This window comes from Mycoplasma sp. ATU-Cv-703 (genome assembly GCA_004011965.1).
Taxonomy (GTDB): domain Bacteria; phylum Bacillota_I; class Bacilli_A; order Mycoplasmatales; family Metamycoplasmataceae; genus RYZV01.
This window is the reverse complement of sequence record RYZV01000001.1, coordinates 285,829-302,396: the sequence shown is the minus strand read 5'-3', so window position 1 is coordinate 302,396 and position 16,568 is coordinate 285,829. Positions and strand designations below refer to the sequence as shown.

Genomic DNA, 16,568 nt, shown 5'->3' with positions numbered 1-16,568 from the left:
CTAGTAATTTTACCTAAATTAACGGTGATTATTTTTTGACTGGGCGTTTTGGTTTTGAGTTGTTCAAAAGACCAAGTTTTCGGTAAATTTGGTTAACGCGACGAAGGTAGTATCGGTAATCGAAAAGCTCGTCAATTTCCCGGTAATTTAAAACTTGACCTTCTAGCAAAAGATCGCTCAGTTTCACTTTGTCTGTTAATGCTTTTTGGGTTAAAACTTGGATTAGCCGGTAAGCCGCATCGCGCTCGTAAAGTTTTTTTTCAATTAGGTAAAGCAAAACTCGTTGGGAAAAAATTACTTCTTGGTTGCGCGCTAAGTTGGCTAGCATTTGGTCTTCTTTAACAACCAGGTTAGTTAAGATGTTTTGCATGCGTGTCAGCATGAAAGCTAGTAGGTTAGTTGCGTCGGGCAAAATAATTCTTTCGGCTGAAGAGTGAGAAATATCGCGTTCGTGCCAGAGAGCAACATTTTCTAAAGCGCTTTGAGCATAGCCGCGCATCACGCGGGCTAAACCGCTAATGTTTTCGCTTAAAATCGGGTTTTGCTTGTGAGGCATGGCGGAAGAGCCTTTTTGACTAATTCCAAAAGATTCGCTAACTTCGCTAACTTCCGAACGTTGTAAGTGGCGAATTTCGGTGGCAAACTTATCAAGTGAAGTCGCGATAAGAGCTAAAGTTTGTAAGTAAAAGGCGTGCCGATCACGTTGCAAAATTTGACTTGCGATTGGACTCGGAGTTAAACCGAATTTTTTAGCGACGAAACTTTGCACGCGCGGATCAAGATGGGCAAAGTTACCGACTGCTCCCGATATTTTGGCGATTTCCACTTGTTGAGTTGCCAAATCAAAACGAGTCAGTTGACGGCGCATTTCCGCGTATCAGAGCGCCATTTTGTAGCCGAAAGTAGTTGGCTCGGCGTGGACGCCGTGAGTTCGTCCAACTTGGTAAGTGTTTTGGTAGCGCAGCGCCATTTCTTTGAGCTTGTCAATTAACTGGTTAATTTTAGACCGCAAGTGTTGGTTAACTTGTTTTAGTTGGTAAGACAAAGTCGTGTCAACTACGTCACTAGCAGTTAGACCAAAATGAAAAAATCTTTTTTCGGGACCAAGTGTTTGCGAAACCTGGTCCACAAAAGCGGCTACATCGTGGCCAATTTGCTTTTCAATTTGAGCAATTTGAAGCGGATTAACGCGGGCATTAGCGTTAATTTTCGCCAACTGCTCGGAACTTAGCGAACGTTCAAAACGACTTTGAGCAGCCAAAACAGTTAGTTCAACTTGCAACCAAATTTGGTATTTGTTGTCGGTTGACCAAATTTGGCTAATCACGGGGTCGCTGTAGCGGGTTAACATCGCTTACATTATAATTGACACAATTACAACCGAGCGGCGAAAGGTCTTTATGCAAATACTAGTTACCGGCGGAGCCGGGTACGTTGGTAGCCACGTTGTTTACCAATTAATTGAAAAAGGACACCAGGTGATCGTGCTTGATGATTTGAGCACTGGTCAAGCTCAATGAGTCCATCCGCAAGCCACTTTTTACCAAGCTAGTGTGCTTAACTCGCAAAAATTAGCCGAAATTTTCGTTGCTCACAAAATAAGTTTAGTCATCCATCTCGCTGCCAAACTACTTGTTAGCGAGTCGACGCGCCAGCCACTTGATTACTACCAAGTTAACGTGGGGGGATTGATTAATTTGCTAGTTGCGATGGCAAAAAGCGGAGTTAAAAAAATCATTTTTTCCTCAACCGCAGCCGTTTATGGGCAGGCAGTGCAACCGGGTGAAATGATTAACGAAAAAGTGACTAAAAACCCGATTAATCCTTACGGCGAATCAAAGTTAATGGGCGAGAAAATTCTCAATGATTTAGTTAAAATCGGCCAAATTGAAGCGGTAATTTTTCGTTATTTTAATGTGGCTGGGGTTAGTCAATCGCTTTCTAATTTGCCCTTGCCCGAAAATCCCCACCTTAGTCATTTAATTCCGATCGTGACTAGTTATGCGCTAGGTCGACTGCCTCGCTTAACTGTTTATGGTCAAGATTATCCAACTCCCGACGGCACTTGTGTGCGCGATTACATTCACGTCGAAGACTTGGCTTGGGCGCATCTTTTAGCGATTGATTATTTAAAAAGCGGTCACTCGGGCGACTTTAACCTTGGGTCTGGCCAAGGTTACAGCGTTAAACAAGTGATTGAAACTGCCCAGCAAACGTGCCAAATTTCGTTAAAATACGAGGTAAGCGCCCGACGTCCGGGTGACCCGGCCTGATTAGTGACTAGCTATGCCAAAGCTCAGCGCGCTTTTGGTTTTAAGCCCCGCGCTAGTTTAGCGGACATGATTAAATCTGATTACCAGTGGCGAGCCGGTGCTACGAAAGGAAAATAATGGCTGTTAAACAGTACAAATCCCACGCCCAAGTCCCAGTCAAATACACTTGGGATTTAGAAGCGATTCTCGGTTCTGAAAAGTTGGACGATCTGATCGACAAGTTAATTAAACTTTACAAAAAAATGATCCAAATCAAAGACTCTAAGTATAAGTCACCGCGAGCTTACTTAGCTGCTTTAGAGTTGGGAGACCAAATGTCAATTTTGTACGGTCGAATTCACAACTACATTTCCAACAAGATTTCCCAAAACATCGTTGACCACCAAATGATTTCGCGCCGCGAAAAATTAACTTTTCAAATCAACCAACTTAGCCAACAACTTGGGGCTGAGGATGACCGCTTTTTTAGTCACAGCGCCAAAATTCGCGAATGAATTAAAAAGCCCGCTTTTGCTGATTACCGCCACAGCCTCAGCGCTAAATTAGAGGAGGAAAAACACCGTCTTTCCCGCGAAGTAGAGGAATTCCGGACCATTGAATGCCGCGCTGATATTTCGGCTTCAGAAGTTTTTTCAATTTTAACTAACAGCGAGTTAGAGTTTGCTCCCGCAGTTAGTTCAAAAGGTCAAAAAATAACTGTTAATAGCGCCAACCGACAAAAACTTGCTCAACACCACGATGCAAAAGTGCGTAAAACGGCTGCCATTTCTTACCGCGATGCCTACTTAAAGCACAAAGGCACTTTGGCAAACTTGCTTTACCAACATTTTAAAAAGATTTCCACTTGGGCCAAGTTGGAACGGTTTGATTCGTCGGTGGCAATGCTCACTTTTAGCGACCGGGTTGATCCAAAGATGCTAACTTTTCTTTACGAGCAAGTTCAAAAATATTTGCCTGTTTTTAAACGTGCTCGTAAGTACCACCAAATTTTTTACCGTCGTAAGTTTGGGCGTCAAGTCACCGATTACGATTACGAAGTGGCTCTAGTTAAACAGCAAACCAATTACACGATTGAGCAAACGCAAAAAATTGTGATTGAGTCTTTGAAGCCTTTTAGTTCTGAGTACAGGCAAATTGCTCAAAAAGCAATTTTGAACGAGCGTTGGGTAGACTACATGCCGGTCCAAAACAAGCGCACGGGCGCTTACTCAATTGGGATGTCTTACGGAATTAACAAAAAGTACATCTTAATGAATTTTGATGGCACTTTGCGTTCGGTTGAAACGCTAGCTCACGAGCTTGGCCACTCCATGCACTCATACTTTTCCGATAACTCAAACTCTTTGTCCAACGCGAGTTATCCGATATTTTTAGCCGAAATTGCTTCGATTTTTAATGAGTTAATGGTTTTAGACCATTTGCTGAAAAATTCCCACTCAGCGCCGGAAAAGTTTCTGATTCACCAACGGATAATTTACGGTTTCCAGGCGACGGTCTTGCGTCAAATCGAGTGGTCGAACTACGAGTTTGATCTTTACCAAGCGATTGATGAAGGCAAGCCGCTTTCAACTTACGAAGCTTTAGCCCAACTTTACCACCAAAACAGTTTGAAGTACAACTTAAAAGAAAAAAAGCAGTTTGATCCTAAAAAACAGTGACCGGCGGTTTACGTGCCCCATTTTTACTACAACTTTTACGTTTACAAATACGCCATTGGTCAAATTTGCGCTAACTTTTTCTTTAGTCAATACCAGCAACACGGCCCCAAGGTGCTCCAAAGTTACACCGACAACTTTCTTAGAGCCGGCGGACGGGATTGACCGCTAAAAATTTTAAAAGCGAGCGGGATTGATCTTTTTGACCAAAAGATTTACGACCACGCGTTTGGCGTGATTGATAACCACGTCAGCGAGTGAATTAAACTAGGCAAACAAATCTTTAAAGTTTAATTTGGTCCTTAAGCGAAAATCTGATCGCCCTTAGCAGCGATCCAGTATTTTTCCAAGGCCTTACGAACTCCTTGGGTCCCCTTGCCGTGCTCAGCTTGGTAAGATGAAAGTCAACCGCCGTAAGTGCTGTTGCCGCCCATTAATAAATAGGTTTCCCAAATGTTAGGACTGTTTTTTGGCATTCAAGCCACTCTGTCCACGTAGCCTTTTCGAACTAAGGTGTTGTCTATTTGATTGACATGCGATTCGGGGTGCATCCTTTTGGTAATCATTTTCTTACCTTGGCTGTAATTAATTTCAAATTTGACCCGCGGGCTGACTTGACCAAAAAGTTTTGCGATGTCTAGATCGTCTAAATAATCGTGTCGTAGTTGATGGCTAATTTTGTGACCGCCCTTGGTTAAGTGGTCGTTAAAGTCGTTAAGGTCGTCACCAACTCGCATAATAATTTGCACCGGTAAATTTTTGACCGGGGTCTTTAACTCGTCTTGCCAACCTTGCTCCTTTTTTAAACCTAGCTCTTCGGGCTCTCGCGAACTAAGTCCGTGCTCGTTAATGTATTCATAGCGTGACTCTTTCAGCTTTAAAGCGGCTATGCTTTGCTCGTTTTGCTGAGTTTCTCCGTAGGGCAAAGAGCCCATTGTTCACCACAAATAACTATCTAAAAAACCGCTTGGATAACCTTCTTTAATTAGGTTGGCGCGCGTTGCTACTAATTCGTCGCCCGTTCCAAAGTTCCCTTGCCGGCGGTTGGAAACAAACGCTACCATCGCGCCGCTGTTTCAAACCAATTTGGCAAATTCGATCACCCCGGGGTAAATCGGGGCTTTTTGGGCTTGGGTTCATTTGTGTCAACTCTCCGCTTTAAATCCCTGACTTTGACTTAGCGCTAAGTAAACTTGGTAAAGAGTGTTGTCCAAAATTGTCTCATCAATGTCCATCACGACTAACGGAATAAAAAGTCCGTCGCGAGGTTTGGAAATTTTTGGTCTTGACCTATTATCAATCTTGATCGCTTCCAAGTCCAGTAAATCTTTGTTTTTGCTTAGGGCAGCTTTAAATTGTGACTTAGCGTTTTGATACTGAGTCATGATTAAAGCTCGTCGTTCGGCCGAAGTTTGCCACAAAGTCGCGTAGTATAAGTCGCGAATCCCTTGCTCTTTGTCAATTTCTTCCCGCGTTTCTTTTTGGCTAGTTTGGTTTTGACACGCTACCAGCGAAAATGTTGCCGGCGCAACTAGTGCGATTGACCCTAGCAAACCGAACCAAATTTTTTGTTTTTTCATAACCACTCCTTTTCAATTTGCCGACAGACAACTCAGCCGACTGGCTGTTTTAGACCTTGCAAACATTATAATGTTGTTAAAAACAGGGAAGGCGTTGGGAAATGATTGACCGCAAAAGTCTCAAGAAATACCAGAAGTATCTGTTATCTTTGGCCGCACTCACAACTGTAACTGTTCCAGTAGCGACAATTATTCACTTTGGGACCGATGGTTTTGGCGCCAACAAAACCAAAGACCCAGATCAAGAGCAAGAGTTAAAGGTTTTGGAACTTAAAGATGTTTACCAAACAAAACTAACTGATAAAACAACTTTAGATTTTGAAATTGGCCAAAATTTAACGGTTAACCAATTGGGTTTAGTCGGTCAAATTTCGCTTGGTAAGCAAAAAGTTAAGTTGCAAGTGGTGGAGATTGATGACGAAAGTGGTCAGTTGCAAGTCCACTTATTGGATGCTCAAACGAGTCGGAAAATTGTCAACAAAGTGATTTTGGTGGCAGGTTTTTTGACAAGCACCAAAAGCGATATTTTGAACCATTTAATTCGCAAAATTAAATCCGTTTACCAGACGAGTTTAACTAACCAGAGCATCAACGAGCATCAAATTGTCGTTGGTCGATTTGCTACTCTTGAGCAACTTGGTTTGGACACGAAAATTATTTTCAACTTGCGCGGAGCTGAGGTAGCTTACATAGTCTTATCGGTTAACCAACGTCTAGGCAAGGTGAAAATTCGCGCTGAATTAAAATTTAAAGGTGAAGAAAGAAGTAAAGATTTGCAAGTCGTTGGTTTTTTGCCTGCGCCCACAAAGTAGTTTTGGATAAAACGACTAGTAGGGAGTCACAAAACTAGATTAGGGTTAAGCAAGCTCACTAAGGAGGTTAGGCACAAATTATCAAGCAGGCGATAGGCGAGCCAGTCTCTCAAAGCAAGACCATTAGGTTTTTCTTTATAATAGTCCTCCACTATGCAAGATAGTCAAAAGTACATCATCGTTAAAGGCGCCAAAGAGAACAACCTCCAAAACGTTAACGTCACAATTCCCAAAAACAAGTTAATCGTTTTTACTGGCGTATCCGGGAGTGGTAAATCATCTTTAGCTTTCAACACAATTTACGAAGAAGGACGCCGTCGTTACGTCGATTCACTTTCCTCTTACGCGCGCCAGTTTCTTGGTTCGAGTCAAAAACCGCTCGTTGATTCGATTGATGGTCTTTCGCCGGCCATTTCAATCGAACAAAAAACCACCCACAATAATCCGCGTTCTACAGTCGGAACTGTCACCGAAATTTACGATTACTTGCGTTTACTCTACGCCCGGATCGGCAAAGCCTTTTGTCCTAACGGCCACGGACCCATTTCCGCTCAAACTAACAAAGACATTCAAAACGCCATTTTCAACCATCCGACCGGCACTAGACTCAACATCTTAGCGCCAGTCGTTAAAAATGAGAAAGGCACACACCAACAATTGCTCGCCAAACTGCGCCGGGAAGGTTTCTTGCGCGTGATGGTTGATGGTCACATGCTTGACCTTGACCAAGAAATAAATTTACCTAAAAACCGTCGCCACAACATTGAAATCGTCGTTGACCGGATTAGTCTTACTCCTGAAACACGTCCGAGAGTTAGCGAAGCGATTGAAATTGCTTTGGAGCACGGCAAAGGTTTAATGCTAGTCGAAAGTGCGGATGGCAAGAACAGACAAACTTTTTCAAAGTACCACTCTTGTTCGGTTTGTGATTTTAATATGCCGTTAGTTGAGCCGCGACTTTTTTCGTTTAACTCTCCCCAAGGAATGTGCCAAGACTGCAAAGGACTAGGTTTAAAGTTAGCCGTTGACGTGGACAAACTAATTCCTAATCGTCGTCTTTCCATTCGTCAGGGCGGCATCAAGTTTTACCAAAACTTAGTTGATTCGGAGAACTTAGACTGGCAAGAGTTCAAAGCGATGCTAGATTTTTACGGCATTAGTTTAGACGCGCCTCTCAAAGATTTAAGTTCAAACGATTGGGAAATTATTCTGCACGGATCGCTAGAAGCGATTGATTACGATTTGGTTTCGCGCAGCGGAATTAGACACCAAAAAAACGGCTACATTGAAGGGCTGATACCTAAAATTGAACGCCGTTACTTGAACACTAGTTCGGAACAAATCCGCGGATGGTACAAAAGCACTTTTATGTCAGATCGCGAGTGCGACGTTTGCTACGGAGCGCGCTTAAATACTTTTGGTTTAGCAGTTCAAATTGGCAATTTAAACATTCACCAGTTGACCACTTTGCCGATTGAAAAAGCACTCGAATTTATTTTGCAACTTGAACTTTCGCCTTACGAAGAAAAAGTGGCGCGCTTAGTTTTAAACGAAATCACTCACCGACTGGAATTTTTAATTAACGTTGGTTTAGAGTACTTGTCTTTGGACCGCAAGGCCGAAACGCTTTCGGGTGGTGAATCGCAGCGAATCCGTCTAGCGACTCAAATTGGCTCCAACTTAACTGGCGTGCTTTACGTTTTAGATGAGCCTTCGATTGGATTACACCAAAAAGATAACCGGCGTTTAATTACCGCGCTAAAAAAAATGGTTGACATCGGCAACACTTTAATTGTTGTTGAGCACGATGAAGAAACGATTCGCTCGGCTGATTACATCGTTGACATTGGTCCTCAAGCAGGCGACGAGGGCGGACAAATTGTGGCCCAAGGCGATCTTGAGCAAATCAAAAAATCGCCCGAATCGGTTACCGGAGCGTTTTTAACGGGTGCACTTAAAATTGAAACCCCATCTTACCGTCGCTCGGGCAACGGGCAAGTTTTGGAAATTAAAGACGCGCGTGAAAATAATCTCCAAAGAATTAACGTCAAATTTCCGCTCGGTAAACTAATTGGCGTGACGGGAGTTTCGGGTTCGGGTAAATCGACCCTAGTTAATGAAATCCTCGCCAAAGCATTAATTCAACGTCTGACTAATCCTTTCATGGCGCCGGGTCAGTTTGGCAAACTCAAGGGAATTGAATTTGTAGACAAAGTTGTGCCGATTTCGCAGTCGCCAATCGGCCGAACCCCTCGGTCTAACCCAGCCACTTACACGAGCGTTTTTGACGACATCCGCGATGTTTTTGCCCAAACCCAAGTTGCCCGAGCTCGCGGCTACCAGAAGGGACGTTTTTCTTTTAACGTTGATGGAGGTCGGTGTGAGAAATGCCAAGGCGATGGTCTACTCCGAATTGAAATGCACTTTTTGCCCGACGTTTACGTTTTATGCGACATTTGCGATGGTAAACGTTATAACCACGAAACATTGGAGGCCAAGTACAAAAATAAGTCAATTGCCGATGTTTTGGCGATGCGAGTTTACGAAGCTTTTGAATTTTTTACCAACCGCCCTAAAATCAAACACAAACTTCAAACGATTATTGACGTGGGACTAGGCTACATCAAACTGGGTCAAAGCGCCACAACTTTATCGGGTGGCGAAGCCCAGAGGGTTAAACTGGCGACTTTTTTGCAAAAAAAACCGACCGGCAAAACAATTTACATTTTGGACGAACCAACCACCGGTTTGCACCAGTGGGACGTTAAAAAGTTAATCAAAGTTTTAGGTCGAATTGTGGACGGCGGTGACACGGTTTTGGTAATTGAACACAATCTAGATGTGATTAAATCGTGTGATTATATAATTGACCTAGGACCCGACGGCGGAGACAAGGGCGGCTTAGTGGTAGCCAGAGGCACTCCCGAGCAAGTTGCTACGAGTGAGCAATCGCACACCGCTAAGTATTTGCGGGAGATTTTGCATGACGGCAAATAAAAAACCACTAACATCACGCGAAGTCATTGAAACTTTTGACTTAGAACTGATTAACCAAAAAGCTGATTTAGACTTGGACCGAATTGTGCGCGGAGCCGCCATTAACAGGGCTGGTCTAGAACTAATGGGTTTTGCTAATGCTCACCAGGAAGCCCACATCATCGGTTGGGGTACCAAGGAAAACGATTGATTGAAAAAAATTGGTCCTCAAAAGGCCGTTCAAGCGCTTGGCAACGTTTTATCAACCCAAACTCCGCTCGTGATTCTTTCCTCGGGCGTCAAAGGTCAGTCTTTGCGCTGAATCATTGAACAATCTAACCGCTTCAAAATCCCCGTTAGCCAAGTTAAACACCACTTGTCAGGCGTGATTTCAACGATCGGACTTTACCTAGCGACTTACTTTGCACCTAGTCAAAGCGTTCACGGATCGCTCATGATTGTCAACGGCGTGGGAGTTTTAATCACCGGTAAATCCGGCATTGGTAAATCGGAAGCGGTTTTGGAACTAATTCAAAACGGTCACTTGTTTATTTCCGATGACACCGTAATTGTCAAACGAATTGGGCGGCAAATTATTGGCGAGTCAGCTCCGATTACGAGCGGCATTTTGGAAGCCCGCGGCATCGGTTTAGTTGACATTGGTCACGTGTACGGGTTTAAAGTTGTCAAGGAATCAACCACGATTGACTTCGTGGTAGAATTAGTCGTGCCCGACAGCCTCCAGAAATTTGACCGTTTAGGCACTCAAAATTTGCGTTACGAAGTTTTGCAGACGACTTTGCCAAAAGTTAAAATTCCCATTTACCAAGGTCGCTCTTCGGCAACTTTAATTGAGGCGGCTGCAAATGTTTACCTTGCCAAAAAAGACGGGATTAATCCGCTAGAAACAATCACTAAACGTCAAAAAGGGGAGCACTAATGTATTTAGACGGATCTTGAAAAAGAGGCGAACCGATTTGGAAAATCGGTTTTTTAAGTCCTTATCCCATCACAATTTTGTTAGGCGTGATAGCTTCTTTTTTGACGGTAGCCTACTTTTGGAAACGCCAACGTTACTCGTGGGAAATTCTCCAAGTAATTTTGATCATCGCGATACCCAGCGCCATTCTCGGGGCTCGTTTGTGGTACGCCTTTTCTAACCCGGAAGCTTGATCTAGATTTTTCGTTTTCCAAGGGATGTCAATTCACGGCGGAGTTGTCTTTTCTACGCTAGCTGTTTTGCCTTACGCTTACACCAAACGCCGTCTGATTGACATGCGAACTGCTTTTGGTTTGATCGTGCCGGCCGTATTAATTGGTCAAACAATTGGTCGCTGAGGCAACTTTGCTAACCACGAAGTTTACGGATTAGAGGTAAGCGGCAATTCACTCAATTGACTTGACTGAATCGGCATTAAGTCGCACATGTACATTGAACACGCTTACCGGGCACCACTTTTTCTCTATGAATCGTTTGCTAACTTCATCGGGTACGTGCTACTAGTTTGGGTGCTGGTTAACAAAAACTACTTGCGTCCGGGCGTCACGGGCGGTCTTTACTTTGTTGTTTACGGAGTAATTCGCGCGGCGATGGAACCGATTCGGGACCCAAAAGACATTATGCGAATTGGCAACGTACCAATTTCGTTTGTGGTTGCTTTGCTAATGATTTGCGTGGGCATGTTTTTCGTAATTTGGTACCAGTTTTTGTCAAGACCGTTTTACCCATGGGTTGAAAAACTGCTGCCCGATGCGATTTTAATGTCCTTTAAAAAAGAGTACGAACTGATCATTGCGATTAAACCGCGCCATAAGTACATTTTGTGGGGTCCAGAAACCCAAACGTGGCCGAGGTACATTTTCTTTGGTCGGCAAGTTGAAAAAAGAGTTCGTCTTTGAATTCCAGTTCAAGACTCAACTAAGTGGTCTAAACGGGAAATTAATGCCGAACTCAAAAAGCCGAAGTTAAAACCTTCCAGCGATGAGCAAGTGGGTTAAGATGGGCAAAAACAAACCAGTTGAATACGATGTGATCATTATTGGCGGCGGACCAGGCGGTTTAAGCGCGGCTATTTACACTTCAAGAGCTAGCCTTAAAACGGTTTTTATTGAACAAGGCGCACCGGGCGGAAAAATGGTCAAAACTTTCAAAATTGAAAATTGGAGCGGAGAGCGGTTAATTGAAGGACCAGATTTATCGCTGCGCATGTTTAACCATGCTCAAGCTTTTGGCGCTCTTTACAAATACGGCAAAGTTATGCGAGTTGATTCGCAAGGGCCTCAGCGTCAAGTGGTAACTTTGTCAGATCAAACCACTTTGAGCGCTAAAGCGGTCATAATCTCAACCGGTATGACCGAGCGCATTCCAACTAGCATCGTCGGAATTACGGAGTTTGAAAACCGCGGCGTTTCGTACTGCGCTATTTGCGACGGACCGCTTTTTAAAGATCAGCCGATGGCAGTAATTGGCGGCGGCAACTCGGCTTTAGAAGAAGCAGCCTACTTAACTTCGGTCGCTAGCCACGTTTACGTTTTTGTTCGTAAACCCGAGGAATTAATCGCCGAAAAAAAGTTGATCCAAGATGCCACGCACAAAAAGAATTTGACAATTTTTACGTCGGGAGAAATTAAACGTTTAATCGGCAAAGATCAGTTAGAGGCGATCGAGGCAACTGTTGACGGTCAGGATGTCAAAATGAACATTAGCGCCGTTTTTCCTTACATCGGCCACATACCTAACAGTCAACTCGTGGCTCACCTTGGTGTGAGCGACCCGGTTGGTTTCATTGAAACTGACCATTACATGGAAACGAAAGTTCCCGGTATTTACGCGGTTGGCGATGTGCGCTCCAAAGAAGTTAGACAAATCGCGACAGCCGTCGCTGACGGCGTAATCGTGGGCAAAATTTTAGCTAACCGTATTTAATTGGCGCCCGGAATCGAGGACAGCGTGGAGTCATTTACCCAGCGCGTTAAAATGGAAATTGTCAGCCAAGACTTTGCTCAGTCAGAGCTGGGCGCTTTTGTGCTCGGTTTAACTAACTTAATTAGTCAACCTTGGCCATCAATTTGCCGTTTAAAAATTTTTAATTCTGCTCTTCGCCAAGCGCTAGAGCAACTTTTGCAAAAAAGTCCCGTTTTGGTAAGTCACAGTGCGCCTAACGTTTTAACGATCAAAGAGATTGACAAGTTAAAAAAACTAACTTTTAGCGATTACCCAAGTTATTTTTTGGCGGGCGTTTTTGTGAGTGGCGGATCAATTTCCAAACTAACTTCGCGTTGGTACCACTTAGAAATGCAAGTTCGATCTTGGGCGCTAGCACGCCAGTTACTCGGTTTTTTAAACCAGCACGCTTTTCCTTTTCAGTTGATTAAGCGCCGAGAAAGGCCAGTTCTTTACTTAAAAAAGGCCGAAGAAATCGCCGATTTTTTAAAGTCAATCCACGTTTTTTCGGCGGTCTTAGAGTTTGAAGACCACCGAATTGAACGCGATTACGTCAACTATTTTAACCGCTACTCTAACCTTGATACTTACAACTTAGCCCGTTTAGCCAAGGCCAACCAAGTTTTTCTGAGCAGTTTTAAAAAGGCTCAAAAATTTGCCGGTCGGGGAAACTTCCCTGCCAAGGCTTGAAAGTTTTTTGAACTCAAAAAAACTAACCCTTATTTGTCGCTCAGCGAACTAGTTCTGCTTTACAACAGTCAGCACCAAAACAAAATTAGTCGCTCTGCTGCTAACCATTATTTGATTAAACTACGCCGCCTTTACGCAGCCGGTAAAAATTAATTCCTGGTTGTATAATCTACCCATGGCGGTTATTTCCGATTGAATCTCGAGCTGATCATTAGGCGGCAAGTTATCAGTTCTATGGTTTCTCTTGGTAAGTTGCGTGCTAGTTTGGTGTTCGTTTAGGTTAGTTCAAAACTTAGGCGTGATTTCCAACAAGAGCAATTTGAACGATTCATTTTTGGGCGGCACTTTTGTGGCCGTAATTACCTCAACTCCCGAACTAGTTACCGAAATTAGTTCGGCGCTGCTCGGCAAACCCGAGATCGGCCTCGCCGATGACATGGGTTCCAATTCTTTTTCCATTTTTTTAGTGGCCGTATCAGCGATTATCTTTGTGCGTTCCATGTTTTTAAAACACCTAAACCACTACGCTAAAATTTCGCTCTGGATGTCGGCCGGAGCGATTGTTTTTTTTACGGTGATGGTGGCTGTCAACCGCGACGTAGTAATCGGGACGCCAGGTCGGTTTGCAATCGGAATTGTGCCGCTTCTCTTTTTTCTTTTCTGGGTTATTTCGCTTTGAGTTTCACTCAAGTATGGGGATAACGACGATGAACCGGCAATTTATAAAAGTAAGGATATTTCGTTAAAGAAGGCAACTTTTTTCTTCGTCTTTTGAGGTCTGAATTTAATTGTTTGAGCTTTAGTTTTAAACTGGGTAGCCCAATCGATGGCCGACGGGTACAACTTAACTTCCAACGTAGTTGGTGGCGTGTTTCTTTCAATTAGCACTTCTTTGCCCGAGGCTTCTGTGTTTGTTTTAATGCTTCGTAAACGATTGTTAGCGGCTGCGACGCTTTCGATTATTGGTTCGCACTTATTCAACTTGGCGATTCCATTTGTCGGAGACATGATTTACACTAAAGACGCGATTTTCAACCAAAATCCAGATGTTAGCGCTCTGTTACCGCTCAGTTTACAAACCTCCATCATGATTATTCTGCTCGCTTTTCAAGCAACATTTTTGAACTTTGTCAAGAAAAAACGCTATTATTTGGTTGTTCCTTCGCTAATCGCGAGTATCTACATTGGCGGTTGGGTACTAATGGCGGTTTTATAATTTAAACGGAGGGTAAAATAAGATGGCAATCATTGCTTTAGTTTGGATACTTTTCGCCCTATCATTCGTAATTTTGATCGTTTCTCTCATGATGGCACCGGATTCAAACGCTTTTTCGGGAGCGATCGTTGGTTCGAGCGATTTGGATCTTTTTAAAATTTCCAAAGAACGCGGGTCCAAGAAGTTACTCAAATGGTTAATGTTTGGGCTGGGTCTGGCGCTTTTGGTGATCTCGTTAGTTATAAGGGCACTGCATTAAATGGCTATTAGTTTAGATCTGATTTACCAAACCGTCAAAAATTCTGGCGTTAGTTCTTTTAGTTTTTTGGCTCGTAAGTTGAACGTATCTCGCGAGCAAAACCGTTCTTTATCGCGGGCGTTAAACCATCTGGTTGAACGACACGATATCTTTTTGACTTATGATCAGGAATACTTTGTTCCGCAGTTTCTCGGCGAACTTGAGGGCGTTTACAGTTCGGGGTCAAACCGAGGTTATGGTTTTGTCAAAGCCGAGGAGAAAAATGTTTTTGTGTTAAACCGCGACAGCGGCAATGCCTTAAATGGCGACATGGTAAAAGTGCGCTACTTTAAAGATGTGCGCAACGTGAGTCAAAACAAACAGACCCAGCTTTACCAAGGTTACATCTTGGAAGTGGTTAAGCGCAACAAAGAATTTTTTGTGGGCCAAGTGATTTTGGAAAACGACTTTTTAAGCATTAAACCGCTTGATAGCAAAATTCGCGGGCCTTTTCGATTTGTGAAAAAACCGCTTGTTTCCTTGAACGACCAAATTAAAGTCAAAATTTTGGAAGTTAATCCGCGCGAAGTTTTGATCGAATTAGTGCGTATCATCGGAAAAGCCGATGACGTAGCGATAGACATTTTATCTGCGATTGAAGACGCTAACGTTCCCTATCGCTTTTCAACCGCAGCTCGTCACCAATCGCAAAAGTTGCCGACTCACGTTTTGGAAAAAGATTTGGAAGGTCGATTAGATTTACGCGAAAAACTAATCGTGACGATTGATGGTGATGACACCAAAGATTTTGACGATGCCATTTGGGTAAGCAAAACTAAAGAGGGGACTTTTTGGTTAGGTGTTTACATTGCCGACGTAGCCTACTACGTACCCGAAAACACTCCGCTTGACCACGATGCCTTTGAGCGCGGCACATCGGTTTACCTGGTTGACCGGGTTATCCCAATGCTGCCATTTGAGTTATCAAACGGCATTTGTTCGCTCAATCCTGACGTGGATCGGTTAGTTTTAGCGATTGAAATGGAAATTGATCACCGCGGTGAAACACTCAAATACCAAATTTGCCCAGCGGTCATTAAGTCCAAAAAACGTTTAACTTATCAGGCGGTTAATAATTACTACCGCGGTGAGGAAAAACTGCACGAACCGGAATTAGAAAAAATGCTCGATCAAGCGCTTGAGTTGGCTAGTGTGATTCGCCGTAAGAAAGAGTCGGAAGGTTACATTGATTTTGAAATTGAAGAGTCAAAAATCATTGTGAACGAGCTTGGCAAAACAGTTGACATTGTTGCCCGTGAACGCGACAAGTCAGAAATGCTAATTGAAGACTTCATGGTACGCGCCAACGAAATGATTGCTCAGCACGTGTCTAAACTAGAAATGCCTTTTATTTACCGCGTTCACAGCAAACCCGACTTAGAGAAGTTGACTAACTTAGAAAACGTGGTGCGGGTTTTGGAGCTTGATGTTAAAATTCCGCGCCATGCAATTCCGGCCGAGTTTGCGCTTGCCATCCGCCAAATTAAAGCGCTCAGATTTGACGATTTTATGAAAGTGATGATGCTTCGCACGATGGCCAAAGCGGTTTATTCGGCTCAAAACATCGGTCACTTTGGTTTGGCTTCAACTTACTACACCCACTTTACTTCCCCGATCAGGCGCTACCCCGACTTAATGGTTCACCGCATGCTGCGGCGTTACTTCGTGGAGAAAGACCCCAAAGCGAGCGGGCATTTCCGAGAAATATTGGACGACATTGCTCAGCACTGCTCTTTAGCCGAGCAGCGCGCCATGGAATTAGAGCGCAGAGTTGATGACATCAAGAAAGCCGAGTTTTACTCAAAATTAATCGGTCGCACTTTCACCGGTCAAATTACTACGATTAGCAAGTTTGGTTTTTTCGTGGAATTTCCTAACAAAGCTGGCGGTCTAGTTCACCTCTCATCTTTGTTAGACGGCAAGTACAGCGTGGAAGAGAATGGACTAATTTTGCGAAGCAATAAACGTCGCTTTGTTATCGGCGACATGGTTGATGTTACGATCGTCAAAACATTTAAAAACGAAGGCAAGATTGAGTTAGTGCTGAGCGAATTTTACGAACTTTGACGCGAAAACAATTTGATTCAGCAAATTTAAGTTTCTAATTTAGTCAACTTATAATAG

Annotated in this window: 13 protein-coding genes; 11 read left to right on the top strand and 2 right to left on the bottom strand. The window is 43.5% G+C overall.

The features are described from left to right. Positions 1-28 precede the first annotated feature (28 nt). Complete coding sequence (purB, locus tag CSE00_RS01240; RefSeq protein WP_127942779.1) at positions 29-1,351, bottom strand: adenylosuccinate lyase; 1,323 nt, start codon at positions 1,349-1,351, stop codon at positions 29-31. Positions 1,352-1,400: 49 nt separating this feature from the next. On the opposite strand from purB, the gene galE reads away from it, so the two are divergent. Then, entirely contained in the window at positions 1,401-2,390 is a 990-nt protein-coding gene (galE, locus tag CSE00_RS01235) for a UDP-glucose 4-epimerase GalE (protein WP_127942778.1), read from the top strand. After that, positions 2,390-4,222: an oligoendopeptidase F gene (gene pepF / locus CSE00_RS01230; RefSeq protein ID WP_127942777.1), complete on the top strand. Its 1,833-nt coding sequence runs from the start codon at positions 2,390-2,392 to the stop codon at positions 4,220-4,222. The genes galE and pepF overlap by 1 nt, the downstream gene beginning before the upstream one ends. An 8-nt stretch (positions 4,223-4,230) precedes the next feature. Here pepF and CSE00_RS01225 read toward each other — a convergent pair whose 3' ends face one another. Then, positions 4,231-5,508: an HAD family acid phosphatase gene (locus CSE00_RS01225; protein WP_127942776.1), complete on the bottom strand. Its 1,278-nt coding sequence runs from the start codon at positions 5,506-5,508 to the stop codon at positions 4,231-4,233. 101 nt (positions 5,509-5,609) lie between these two features. On the opposite strand from CSE00_RS01225, the gene CSE00_RS01220 reads away from it, so the two are divergent. The 9 genes from CSE00_RS01220 (at position 5,610) to rnr (ending at position 16,541) form a co-directional block, all read left to right on the top strand. Further along, positions 5,610-6,320 carry a lipoprotein 17-related variable surface protein gene (locus CSE00_RS01220; RefSeq protein ID WP_127942775.1) on the top strand — a complete coding sequence of 237 codons (711 nt, stop codon included), beginning with the start codon at positions 5,610-5,612 and terminating at the stop codon, positions 6,318-6,320. 153 nt (positions 6,321-6,473) lie between these two features. Beyond that, the gene (gene uvrA, locus CSE00_RS01215) at positions 6,474-9,317 is read left to right on the top strand and encodes an excinuclease ABC subunit UvrA (protein ID WP_127942774.1); all 2,844 of its coding nucleotides are present in this window, start codon (positions 6,474-6,476) and stop codon (positions 9,315-9,317) included. Continuing rightward, positions 9,304-10,236 carry an HPr(Ser) kinase/phosphatase gene (gene hprK / locus CSE00_RS01210; protein ID WP_127942773.1) on the top strand — a complete coding sequence of 311 codons (933 nt, stop codon included), beginning with the start codon at positions 9,304-9,306 and terminating at the stop codon, positions 10,234-10,236. Before uvrA ends, hprK begins: the two co-directional genes overlap by 14 nt. Next, a complete protein-coding gene (gene lgt / locus CSE00_RS01205; RefSeq protein ID WP_127942772.1) occupies positions 10,236-11,294 on the top strand; it encodes a prolipoprotein diacylglyceryl transferase in 1,059 nt (352 codons plus the stop codon). The genes hprK and lgt overlap by 1 nt, the downstream gene beginning before the upstream one ends. Continuing rightward, entirely contained in the window at positions 11,278-12,222 is a 945-nt protein-coding gene (locus CSE00_RS01200) for an FAD-dependent oxidoreductase (protein WP_236631436.1), read from the top strand. The genes lgt and CSE00_RS01200 overlap by 17 nt, the downstream gene beginning before the upstream one ends. A 24-nt stretch (positions 12,223-12,246) precedes the next feature. Next, positions 12,247-13,083 (top strand): DNA-binding protein WhiA, encoded by an 837-nt coding sequence (whiA, locus tag CSE00_RS01195; RefSeq protein ID WP_161565531.1) that lies wholly within the window; start codon positions 12,247-12,249, stop codon positions 13,081-13,083. Between the two features lie 22 nt (positions 13,084-13,105). After that, entirely contained in the window at positions 13,106-14,146 is a 1,041-nt protein-coding gene (locus CSE00_RS01190; protein ID WP_127942770.1) for a sodium:calcium antiporter, read from the top strand. 22 nt (positions 14,147-14,168) lie between these two features. Continuing rightward, positions 14,169-14,405: a preprotein translocase subunit SecG gene (gene secG, locus CSE00_RS01185; RefSeq protein WP_127942769.1), complete on the top strand. Its 237-nt coding sequence runs from the start codon at positions 14,169-14,171 to the stop codon at positions 14,403-14,405. Continuing rightward, complete coding sequence (gene rnr / locus CSE00_RS01180) at positions 14,406-16,541, top strand: ribonuclease R (RefSeq protein ID WP_127942768.1); 2,136 nt, start codon at positions 14,406-14,408, stop codon at positions 16,539-16,541. Positions 16,542-16,568 lie beyond the last annotated feature (27 nt).